This is a genomic window from Pseudomonas sp. XP1 (assembly GCF_053557675.1).
In genome coordinates, this window is record NZ_JBNRIJ010000019.1 from 83494 (window position 1) to 96187 (window position 12694).

General features: G+C 67.6%; 2 protein-coding genes. Both read left to right on the forward strand.

The window, feature by feature from the left end; translation table 11 throughout:
* The first annotated feature begins 98 nt into the window (after positions 1-98).
* A complete protein-coding gene (locus ACK1U9_RS17280) occupies positions 99-6566 on the forward strand; it encodes an amino acid adenylation domain-containing protein (protein WP_449110059.1) in 6468 nt (2155 codons plus the stop codon).
* Between the two features lies 1 nt (position 6567).
* The coding region (locus ACK1U9_RS17285) for an amino acid adenylation domain-containing protein (RefSeq protein WP_449110060.1) at positions 6568-12694 on the forward strand (6127 nt) is incomplete at its 3' end.

Sequence of the window (12694 nt, forward strand, 5' to 3'; positions counted from 1 at the left end):
CGACAAGGCGACTCCCCAAGCCCAGGAATCCTCCACTAAATCAGCCCCCCACACCTTCGTCTGACAGTTACCGCTCGACTGCCAGGACACCGCTCGACATGAATGCCGACCAAACGCTCAAGCTCGCCCGCCGCTTCATCGAACTCAGCCCCGACAAGCGCCGCCTGTTCCTCAAGGCGCTGCAGGGCGAGGGCATGGATTTTTCCGTGCTGCCGATTGCGCCCGGGGTGGAGGTGGCCGAGCGTGATCAGCTGTCGTACGCCCAGCGGCGCATGTGGTTCCTCTGGCAGCTCGACCCGCAAGGTGCAGCGTACAACCTGCCCATGGCCGTGCGCCTGACGGGCCCGCTGGACCTGGCCGCCCTGCAGCACGCCTTCGATGCCCTGGTGGCCCGCCACGAAACCCTGCGCACCCGCTTCGTCGCCGACGGCGATGACGTGCGCCAGCAGGTCGATGCCAGCGCTGCCCCGTTGCAGCTGCACCAGGATGCCCTGGCTGGCCTGGACGAAGGCGCCCGTCAGGCCGCCATCGAAACCATTGCCGAAGCCGAAGCCCTGGCCCCCTTCGACCTGGCCAGCGGCCCGCTGCTGCGTGTGCGCCTGCTGCAACTGGCGGCACAGGAGCACATCCTGCTGCTCACCCTGCACCACATCGTCGCCGACGGCTGGTCGATGAACGTGCTGATCGACGAATTCCTGCACCTGTACGACGCTGCCGTGGCCGGTAGCGAAGCCCGCCTGGAACCGCTGCCGATCCAGTACCGCGACTACGCCCTGTGGCAGCGCAGCTGGCTCCAGGCCGGTGAGCAGGAGCGCCAGCTGGCCTACTGGCAGGCGCGCCTGGGCGACGATCATTCGCCGCTGGAACTGCCACTGGACCGCAGCCGCCAGGGCCGCCCCAGCTATCGCGGCGCACGTCACGAGTTCCCCATCGCTGCAGATGTTGCCGAACGCCTGCGCGGCCTGGCACGCAAGCATAACGTCACCCTGTTCATGGTCCTGCTGGCAGCCTTCAAGCTGCTGCTGCAGCGCTACAGCGGCCAGTCGGCGATCCGTGTCGGCGTGCCCATCGCCAACCGCAACCGCGCCGAAAGCCAAGGGCTGATCGGCTGCTTCATCAATACCCAGGTACTGCACACCGAAATCGACCCGCTGCTGGACATCACCGGCCTGCTCCAGCGCGTGCGCGAAACCGCCGTAGGCGCGCAAAGCCATCAGGACCTGCCGTTCGAGCAACTGGTCGAAGCCCTGGACCTGCCGCGCAGCAGCGAGAGCCCGCTGTTCCGTGTGCTGTTCAACCACCAGGCGCAGGTGGCGGACGTGCAAGCCATCGAGACCTGCTCCGGCCTGAGCCTGGCGCCGGTCGTGCTGGCAAAGCACAGCGCCCGCTTCGACCTGGCGCTGGATACTCATGAGCGAGCGGGGCAGTTGCACGCAGCGTTCACCTATGCGACCGACGTGTTCGATGCGGCCACCGTCGAAGCCCTTGGCGAGCAGTGGCTGGCCCTGGTGCAGGCGTTGGCCGACGAGGCGGGTGGCGCAGTCGGCGAGCTGCCATTACCAGGCCTGGCTACTGCCATTGGCGCGCCTGCGCAGGCTGACGCAACGCTGCTGGTTCACCAGCGTTTTGCCTCGGCCGCCAGCCGCCACCCCGAACGCACGGTCGTGATTGCTGCGGGCGAGCAGGCCAGCTTCGCCGAGCTCGATGCCCGCGCCGAGGCCATTGCAGGTTGGTTGGCGGAGGCCGGAGCAGGGCCGGACACACTGGTCGGCGTGCTGGCCGACCGCAGTGTGGGCATGCTCGCCAGCATCCTCGGCGTACTCAAGGCCGGTGGCGCCTACCTGCCGCTGGAGCCCGAGCAGCCGGCCGAACGCCTGGCCTACATGCTTGCCGACAGCGGCACGCGCCTGGTACTGGCGCCCGCTAACTGGCAGGCCGAACTGCCCGAGGGCGTGCAGTGCCTGGACTGGGCGCAAACCGGCAACGGTAGCGCCGCCCGCATCGCCCCGGCGCCGGCCAACCTGGCCTACGTGATCTACACCTCCGGCACCACCGGCCAGCCCAAGGGCGTGGCGATCAGCCACGGCGCCCTCGCCAACTACGTCGAAGCCATAGCCGCGCGCCTGCCGGTCGAGCGTATCGGCAGCATGGCTCAAGTCTCGACCCCGGCTGCCGACCTTGGCCACACCATGCTGTTCGGCGCCCTGTGCGGCGGCCACACGCTGCATTTGCTGCTACGCGAGCAGGTGCTGGATGCCGAAGGCTTCGCCGCCTACCTGGCCGAGCACCAGGTAGACGCGCTGAAGATCGTACCGTCGCACCTGGAAGCCATGTTGGTGGCTGGCCGCTCGGCGTTGCCGGCGCAGTGCCTGGTGCTCGGTGGCGAGGCCATCAGCCCGAGCCTGCTGGGCAAGGTCCGCAACCTGGCCCCGGCGCTGAAGGTGTTCAACCACTACGGCCCGACCGAGACCACCGTCGGTGTGCTGGTCGCCGAACTGAACGAGCAGGCCAGCCTCGGCCAGCCACTGGCCAACACCCGCGTCGCGGTGCTCGACCGCTGCCTGCAACCCCTGCCGGCCAAAGCGAAAGGCGAGCTGTACATCGGTGGCGCCGGCCTGGCCCGTGGCTACCTGAACCGCCCGGCACTTACCGCCGAGCGCTTCGTCCCCGACCCGAATGGCAGCCACGGCCAGCGCCTGTACCGCAGCGGTGACTGGGTACGCCAAGGCAGCGACCTGCAGTTCGCCGGGCGCATGGATGGCCAGGTGAAGATCCGTGGCTATCGCGTGGAACTGGCCGAAATCGAAAACCAGCTGCGTGCCCTGGGCGGTGTCACCAACGCCCTGGTCCGCGTGCATGGCCAGGCGCCGCAACTGCAACTGGCTGCCTGGCTGGTGCCGAGCCAGATGCCGGTCGACAGGCTGGCCTGGCAGGAATCGATCCGCGCCAGCCTCAAGAGCCTGCTGCCCGAGCACATGGTGCCGACCCACCTGATGGTGCTGGAGCACCTGCCGGTCACGGTCAACGGCAAGGTCGATGTCAAGGCGCTGCCGGAGCCCGTCGCCACCCAGGTGGCCTATCAGGCGCCGCAGACCCCACTGCAAACGCAATTGGCACAGATCTGGGCGCAAGTCCTGCAAGTGCCGCAGGTAGGCCTGGGCGACAACTTCTTTGCCCTTGGCGGCCATTCGCTGCTGGCCACCCAGGCGGTATCGCGGATACGCAAGCAACTGGGCCTGGATATCCCGCTGCGCAGCCTGTTCGACACCGTCGACCTGCAGGCCTTTGCCCAGGCAGTGGCTGAAGGCGAGCAGGGCGCCGGCCTGGACATCGAGATCCTCGACCGCCAGCAACCGCTGCCGGTGTCCCGCTCGCAAAACCGCCAGTGGCTGTTCTGGAAGCTCAACCCCGAAAGCCTGGCCTACAACACGCCGATGGCCGTGCGCATGCAGGGCCACCTCGACCACTGTGCAGTGCAGGCTGCACTGGATGCCTTGGTAACTCGCCACGAGTCGTTGCGCACGGTGTTCGTCGAGGCCGACGGCGTTCCCTGGCAGCGCATCCTGCCGGCCACCACGGTAGCGATCGGTTTCGAAGACCTCAGCGGCCAGGGCCACGCCGCGCAGATGCGCAAGCTGGAAGCAGAAGCCTTCGTCCCGTTCGACCTGGAGCACGGCCCCCTGCTGCGCGCGCGGCTGTTCAAGGTGCATGAGCAGGAGCACCTGTTGTCGCTGACGTTGCACCATATCGTCTCCGATGGCTGGTCGATGAGCCTGCTGGTGCGCGAGTTCGCCGCCGCCTACAACGCCGCCGCCACGGGCCAGACGCAAACCATCGAACCATTGCCGGTGCAGTACGCCGACTTCGCCGCCTGGCAGCGCAAGTGGTTGGCCGAGGGGCAGATGCAGGCGCAGATCGACTACTGGAAGGCCCGCCTGGAAGACGACTTCGAAGTGCTGGAACTGCCTGCCGACCGCATTCGCCCGCAGGTCAGAAGCTACCAGGGCAGCCGCTTCGACGTGCGCCTGCCACAGGCCCTCACCGAGCGCCTGCGAGCCCTGGCGGTGGCATCCAACGCCACGCTGTTCCATGTGTTCCTGGCGGCCTATGCGATCGTGCTGTCACGCTACAGCCGCAAGGACACGCTCAACATCGGCGTGCCGGTCACCAACCGCAACCGTCTGGAACTGGAAGGGCTGATCGGCTTCTTCATCAACGTGGTGGTGGCCCGTATCAGTGTCGATGGCAGCCAGCCTTTCCCGCAGTTGCTGGCGGCGATCAAGGAAACCACCTTGCAGGCCCAGGCCAACAAGGATGTGCCGTTCCTCGAAGTAGCCGAGGCCCTGTACCCCGATCGTGCCCAAGGTGTGAACCCGTTCTTCCAGGTGCTGTACAACCACCTGCGCGACCTTGGCGAGCAGGTGTCCAGCGATGCCCTGCACGGCCTGCAGGTCAAGGAAGTGGACCTGCTGGAGCCGGGCGCGCAGTACGACATCTCGCTCAACACCCTGGAACGCACCGATGGCGTAACCGCCTCGTTCAACTATTCCACCGACCTGTTCGATGCCGCACGTATCGAGCGCATGGCCGGGCATTGGCAGGCACTGCTGCACGCCATCTGCGCCGAACCGCAGCGCTGCATTGCCGAGCTGGACTTCCTTGGCAGTGCCGAACGCCAGCAGCTGACCTACGGCTGGAACCCGGCATCCCAGGCTGGCAGCGGCTTGTGCGCACACCAGTTGCTGGAGCGCCAGGCGCGTGAGCGGCCGGATGCACTGGCGCTGGTCTTCGATGACCAGCAGATGACCTACGCCGAACTGGACCGCAGCAGCAACCGGTTGGCCCAACGCCTGCGGGCGCTGGGCGTGGGGCCGGACTGCCTGGTCGGCGTGGCTGTCGAGCGTGGCCTGGGCATGGCCCTGGCGCTGATCGCCATTCACAAGGCGGGTGGCGCCTATGTGCCGCTGGACCCGGACTACCCGCAAGAACGCCTGGCCTACATGGTCGAGGACAGCAATATCGGCCTGCTGCTGGCCGATGCTCCTTCGCGTGAGCGCCTGCAACTGGGCAAGCAACTGCCCTGCGTGGTACTGGAGCCGGGCACCGAGTGGCTGCACGCCTGGCCCGCCGAACCGCTGGCCAACCTGGCGGCACCGCACAACCTCGCCTACGTCATCTACACCTCCGGCTCCACTGGCATGCCCAAGGGCGTGGCCATCGACCACCAGGCCCTGTCGCTGTTCTGCCAGGTGGCCGGCGACTATTCGCGCCTCAGCCCGGGCGATCGCGTGCTGCAGTTCGCCACCATCAGCTTCGATGGCTTCATCGAGCAGTTCTTCCCGCCGCTGGCCAAGGGCGCCTGTGTGGTGCTGCGCGACCTGCGGCTGTGGGACACCGCCACCCTGCTGGAGGAAATCAACCGCCACGGCGTGACCGTGGCCGACCTGCCGGCGGCCTACTGGCGGCTGCTGGCGCTGGAGCGCCGAGCCCCCGAGGCCTATGGCCGGCTGAAGCAGATTCACGTGGGGGGGGAGGCGGTACCGGAAGATGCCCTGCGCGCCTGGCTGGCCGACGGCCCGCCAGCGGTGCGCCTGCTGAATACCTACGGCCCGACCGAAGCCACCGTGGTCGCCACCACCTACGACTGCTCGCAGATGACCGTGGAGCAGGTCAGCCAGGGCGGCGTACCGATCGGCCGTGCCTTGCCGGGGCGTACGCTGCATGCCCTGGACGATGGCCTGGCGCCGACACCGGTGGGCGTGCCCGGCGAGCTGTTCATCGGCGGGGCAGGGTGCCTGGCGCGCGGTTATCACCAGCGGCCGTCACTCACCGCCGAGCGTTTCATCCCCGACCCGTTCGACCCGGTTGGCGGTGGCCGCCTGTACCGCACTGGCGACCTCGGCTGCTACGACGAAAACGGCCAGCTGGCCTATCGCGGCCGGGTCGACCACCAGGTGAAGGTGCGCGGCTTCCGTATCGAGCTGGGCGAGATCGAGCAGTACCTGCGGGCGCACCCGGACGTTCGCGAAGCCACAGTGCTGGCCATCGACCTGCCCAGTGGCAAGCAGCTGTGCGCCTATGCGGTGCCGGCCGAAGGCTACCGTGGTGATCTGCGCCAAGCCCTGAAGCAGTACCTCAAGGCCAGCCTGCCGGACTACATGATCCCGGCCTACCTGGTGACCCTGCAGAGCATGCCGCTGACCCCCAGCGGCAAACTCGACCGCAAGGCCCTGCCGCTGCCCGACCCGAACCAGCCACAGCATGACTACCAGGCGCCGCAGACCGAGCGGCAGCAGCAGCTGGCGAGCATCTGGGCGCAGTTGCTCAACGTTGCCCGGGTCGGCCTGAACGACAACTTCTTCGAGCTGGGCGGCCACTCCTTGCTGGCAGCCCAGGCCGTGTCGCGGATCAACGTCGAGCTGGGGCTGGACATCCCCCTGCGGCTGATCTTCAGCCACCCGGAACTACGCGCGTTCGCCCAGGCACTGGACGAGCAGGGCCTGTCGCTCTCCGACGATGGCCTGAGCGATATCGAACAAATGATGAATGCATTCACAGAGGCCTGACATGGAACTTACTGCTGCACAACGCATCGCCCAACGTTTCGTTGGCCTCCCCGTGGAGCAACGCCAGCAGATCCTGGAAAAGATGCAGGCCACCGGGCAGAGCTTCCGCCTGCTGCCCATCGTGCCCGCGCGCCAGGGCCTTGCGCGCATTCCGCTGTCGTACGCCCAGCAACGCCTGCTGTTTCTCTGGCAGCTGGAGCCCGACAGCCCGGCCTACAACGTGCCCATGGCGGTACGCCTGAAGGGCGAGCTGGACCAGGCGGTGCTGCAACAGGCACTGGATGCACTGGTGCAACGCCACGAATCGCTGCGCACGCGCTTTGCCTCGGAGGAGGGCGAGTTCTACCAGGAAATCCTCGAGCACTGCCCGCTGGCGCTGGAACGGGTGATGTTCGACGGTGCCGCCGACGAGGCAGCGCTGAGCGTGGCAGTGGACGCCGCCCTCAAGCAGCCCTTCGACCTGCTGGCCGGCCCGCTGCTGCGGGTGACCCTGCTGCGCGTGGCCGCCGATCACCACGTGCTGGCGCTGAGCATGCACCACATCATCTCCGACGGCTGGTCCAGCGATGTGCTGGTGCAGGAATTCATCCAGCTTTACACCGCCCTGGCCGAAGGCCGGCAGGCCGATTTGCCGGCGTTGCCGATCCAGTACGCAGATTACGCCATCTGGCAGCGCGCCTGGCTCGAGGCCGGTGAAGCGCAGCGCCAGCTGGCCTACTGGCAGGCCCAGCTGGGCGACGAGCAGCCGGTGCTGAGCCTGCCGCTGGACTTCGAGCGCCCGGCCACGCCCAGCCAGCGTGGCGCGGTGGTGCGCGTGGACATAGGCGCCGAGCAGGCCGAGGCCCTGCGCAGCCAGGCGCGCAAGGGTGGCCACACGTTGTTCGTGCTGGTACTGGCCGCAATGGCGGTTGTGTTGTCGCGTTACAGCGGCCAGGCCGATATCCGCATCGGTGCCCCGAATGCCGGGCGCAACCGCAAGGAGCTGGAAGGCCTGATCGGCTTCTTCATCAATACCCAGGTTTTGCGTGTGCAGGTGGACGAGCGCGCCACCTTCGCCACGTTGCTGGAGCAGGTCAAAGACGTGATAGGCGGCGCCCAGTCGCACCAGGAACTGCCGTTCGAGCACCTGGTCGATGCCTTGCTGCCCGAGCGCAACCTGGCCCACAACCCGCTGTTCCAGTTCAAGATCAACCAGCACGTGGCCGCCAGCGATGCAGGGCGCAGGCGCCTGGGCGCGCTGGAGGTGGAAGGTTTTGCCCGTGACGGCGGCGACGCCCGCTTCGACCTGGCGTTCGACTTCTCCGACAAGGCCGACGGCATCGAAGGCTACTTCACCTACGCCACCGACCTGTTCGAGCAGACCACCATCGAACGCATGGCCGCCTCGCTGCGCCAGGTGCTGGATGCGCTGGCCCGCGACCCGCAGCAGGCGATCGTCGACAGCCCGCAAATGGCGACGCTGCTGCCAGCAGCCATGCAGGCCTACCCGCACGGCGACTTCCTCGCTTTGTGGCGCCAGGCAATGGCGCAAGGCCAGGCCCACGGCGGTGTGCGTGCCGGTGACCGGTTCATGACCCAGGCCGGGCTGGAGGCGGCGTCCAACCGCCTGGCCGACTACCTGCGCCAGCGCGGCGTCGGTGTCGGCAGCATCGTCGCCCTGAGCCTGCCGCGCTCCATCGAGTGGGTCGGCGCCTTGCTGGCGGTGCTCAAGACCGGCGCCGCCTACCTGCCGCTTGACACCCAGCAGCCGCAGGAGCGCCTGCTACAACTGGTTGCCGACAGTGGCGCCGCCGTACTTCTGCATGAGCCGGGCGACCAGCGCTTCGCCGGCCTGGACGGCGTGCAGCTGATTGCCTGCGATCACACCGCCTGGGCAACCTGCAGCGACAGCCCGGTCGAGGTAGCCATCGCCGCCGAACAACCAGCCTATCTGATCTACACCTCGGGCTCGACCGGCCAGCCGAAAGGCGTGCTGGTCAGCCACGGCGCACTTGCCAGCTACACCCAGGCGGTGCTGGAACGCTTGCAACTGCCGGCCGAGGCCAGCATGGCGATGGTCTCCACCACCGCAGCCGACCTGGGCCACACCGTGCTGTTCGGTGCCTTGGCCTCGGGCCGCCTGCTGCACCTGCTGCCACAGGAACTGGCATTCGACCCGGATGGCTTCGCCAGCTACATGGCGCAGCACCAGGTCGGCGTGCTGAAGCTGGTGCCGAGCCACCTGCAAGGCTTGCTGCAAGCGGCCCGCGCCACCGATGTGCTGCCCGCCGAGGCGCTGATCCTGGGGGGTGAGGCATGCAGCTGGGGCCTGTTGGAAAAAATCCGCGAGCTGCGCCCGACCTGCCGGGTCATCAACCACTACGGCCCGACGGAAACCACAGTCGGCGTGCTCACCTTCGAGCCGGGGCAGCCGCTGCCAGGTTGCCGCACGGTGCCGGTCGGGCGCCCGCTGGGCAACGCCTGCGCCCAGGTGCTGGATGGCTACCTCAACCCGATGGCGGCGCAGGTGCCCGGTGAGCTTTACCTGGGCGGGCAAGGCGTCGCCCAGGGCTACCTGGGCCAGCCAGCGTTGACCGCCGAACGCTTCGTGCCGAGCGAGGGTGGTACACGCCTGTACCGCACCGGCGACCGCGCGAGGCTGACTGCCGACGGCCTGGTCGAGTTCATCGGCCGTGCCGACGATCAGGTGAAGATCCGTGGCTATCGCGTGGAGCCGGGTGAAGTCGGCCGGGTACTGGCCGGTCTGCCCGGTGTCAGCGAGGCCGTGGTACTGGCCTTGCCATTGGAGGGTGACGCCGAGCGCTTGCAGCTGGTGGGCTACGGGGTGGCCGACGCAGGCGTGACCGTGCAGCAACTGCAGGCGCAATTGCAGGCGCGCCTGCCGGACTACATGGTGCCGGCGCAGATACTTTTGCTGGAGCGCCTGCCACTGACTGCCAACGGCAAGCTCGACAAGCGCGCCTTGCCGGCACCGGGCGCGGTCAGCCGTGGCTACGTGGCGCCGCAAGGTGATATCGAGGAAAAGCTGGCCGCCGTGTGGGCCGATGTGCTCAAGCTGGAGCAGGTCGGCAGCACCGACAACTTCTTCGAACTGGGCGGCGACTCGATCCTCAGCCTGCAGATCATCGCCCGGGCCAAACGCCAGGGCATCAGGATTACCCCCAAGCAGTTGTTCGAACAACAGACCATCGCCCAGCTGGCCCAGGTAGCCAATCGCATCGAGGCCAAGCAAGCGGTTGCGGCCGCAGCCGTGGACACCGCCACCAGCGGTGAGGTGGCATTGCTGCCGGCCCAGGCGCGGTTCTTCGAGATGGAGATCGCCCAGCCGGCGCACTGGAACCAGTCGGTGCTGCTCAAGCCGGCCAGCCCGGTGCAGGTGCAACATCTGGAGGCAGCCCTGCGCGCCGTGGTCGAACAGCACGATGCCCTGCGCCTGCGCTTCAATCGTGGCGAAAGCCAGTGGCAGGCGCGCTTCCAGCCGTTGGACAATGCACCACTGCTGCGCCAGCGCAACCTGGCCGCACTGAGTGAACTGGACGCCGCCGGCAACCAGGTACAGGCCAGCCTGAACCTGGAGCACGGGCCGCTGCTGCGTGCCGAACTGTTCGATTTCGCCGATGGCCAGCAGCGTCTGTTGCTGGTGGTCCATCACCTGGTGGTCGACGGCGTGTCGTGGCGGGTATTGCTCGAAGACCTGCAAGCGGCCTACCGGCAACTGCTGAACGGCCAGGCCGTGAGCCTGCCCGCCAAGACCACCTCGGTAAAAACCTGGGCCGAGCGCCTGGTCAGCCATGCCGGCAGCCCGGCGCTGCAAGCACAGCGGGACTACTGGCTGCAGGCCCTGGCCGGCGATAACGGCGAACTGCCGCGTGACAACCCGCAGGGCAGCCTGGCCAACACCCATGCCCGCACCGCCGCCACGCGGCTGGACGCCGAGCGCACCGCCAAGCTGCTGAAACAGGCCCCGGCGGCCTACCGCACGCAGATCAACGACCTGCTGCTGACCGCGCTGGCGCGTACCCTGTGCCGGTGGAGCGCAGGGGATAACGTGCAGGTACTGCTGGAGGGCCATGGCCGCGAAGACCTGTTCGACGACCTCGACCTCAGCCGCACCGTGGGCTGGTTCACCAGCCTGTTCCCGGTGCGCCTCACACCCGGCCAGGACCTTGGCCAGTCGATCAAGGCGATCAAGGAGCAACTGCACAGCGTGCCGGACAAAGGCCTCGGCTACGGCCTGTTGCGTTACCTCGGCGATGCTGAAGTGCGTGACCAGCTCGAGCGTGCCACCCAGGCCCGTGTCACCTTCAACTACCTGGGCCAGTTCGATGCCAGCTTCGATGCCGAGGCCGGCGCCCTGTTCACCCCGAGCGGGGAAAGCGCAGGCCGTACCCAATGTGCCGGCGCACAACTGGGCAACTGGCTGAGCATCACCGGCCAGGTGTACGGCGGCGAGCTGTTCCTGGAGTGGACCTACAGCGCCGACGTTCATCACCCGGCCACCATCGAGAAGCTGGCCCAGGCCTACGGGCAGGCGTTGGCAGAGCTGGTCGAGCACTGCTGCGATGCCCGGCACCAGGGCGTGACGCCGTCGGACTTCCCACTGGCCGCGCTGACCCAGGCGCAACTGGACAGCTTGCCGCTGGAGCCCAGGCAGATCGCCGATGTGTACCCGCTGTCACCCATGCAGCAGGGCATGTTGTTCCACACCCTTTACGACCAGCAGGCCGGCAACTACATCAACCAGCTGCGCGTGGATGTGGATGGGCTGGATGTGCAGCGTTTCCAGCAGGCTTGGCAGGCCACGCTCGATGCCCACGACATCCTGCGCAGCGGTTTCATCCTGCAGGGCGAACTGGAGCAGGCCGTGCAGGTGGTACGCAAGGCCGTCGAACTGCCGTGCAGCGAGTACGACTGGCGTGGCCAGCCGGCGCTGGAGCAGGCATTGCAAGCCCTGGCCGAGGGTGAGCGCCAGCGCGGCTTCGACCTGTCTGCCGCGCCGCTGCTGCGCCTGTTACTGGTGCGCACGGGCGATACCCGCCATCACCTGATCTACACCAACCACCACATCCTCATGGACGGCTGGAGCACCTCGCGCCTGTTGGGCGAGGTGCTGCAGCGCTATGCCGGCCTGGCGCCGCAGGCACAGGCCACGCACTACCGCGACTACATCGCCTGGCTGCAGGGCCAGGACGCGGCAGTTGCCGAAGCCTTCTGGAAAGCTCAGCTTGCGGCCCTGGACGAGCCGACCCGACTGGCCCAGGCCATCGCCGGCAGCGCAGGCGCGAGCGGTAGCGGTCATGGCGACCACCGCCTGGCCTTCGACCCTGAGCAGACCGCGCGCATCGAAGCCTTCGCCCGGGCCAACCGGGTCACGGTCAACACCCTGGTGCAATCGGCCTGGCTGCTGCTGTTGCAGCGCTGCACCGGTCAGGCCAGCGTCTGCTTCGGCGCCACGGTCGCCGGCCGCCCGGCAGACCTGCCGGGCATAGAGGAGCAAATCGGCCTGTTCATCAACACCTTGCCGGTGATTGGCGCCCCGCGCGCCGAGCAGACCGTGGCCGAGTGGGTCGGCCAGGTGCAGGCCGGCAACCTGGCCGTGCGCGAGTTCGAGCACACCCCGCTGTACGACGTGCAGCGCTGGGCGGGGCAGGGCGGTGACGCCTTGTTCGACAGCATCCTGGTGTTCGAGAACTACCCGGTGGCCGATGCGCTGCAACAGGGCGCGCCCGGTGGCCTGCGCTTCGGCGACGTGGCCGTGCAGGAGCAGACCAACTACCCACTGACCCTGGTGGTGGAGCTGGGCACGACGCTGTCGATGCAGTACAGCCACGACCGTGCGTTGTGGAGTGACGAGAACATTGGCCGCCTGGCTGGTTACTTTGCCAACCTGCTGCAGGCGCTGGTGGAGAATGCTGACGCGGTGGTTGGCGAGCTGCCAATGCTGGGACTGCCAGAACAGCAACAGATGGTCGAAGGCTGGAACGCAACCCAGGCGACATACCCGAAGGAGCGCAGCATTCACCAGCTGATCGAAGCCCAGGTACTCGCCACCCCGGACGCCCCGGCGCTGGTGTTTGGCGAGCAGACCCTGAGCTATGCCGAGCTCAACCGCCGTGGCAACCAGCTGG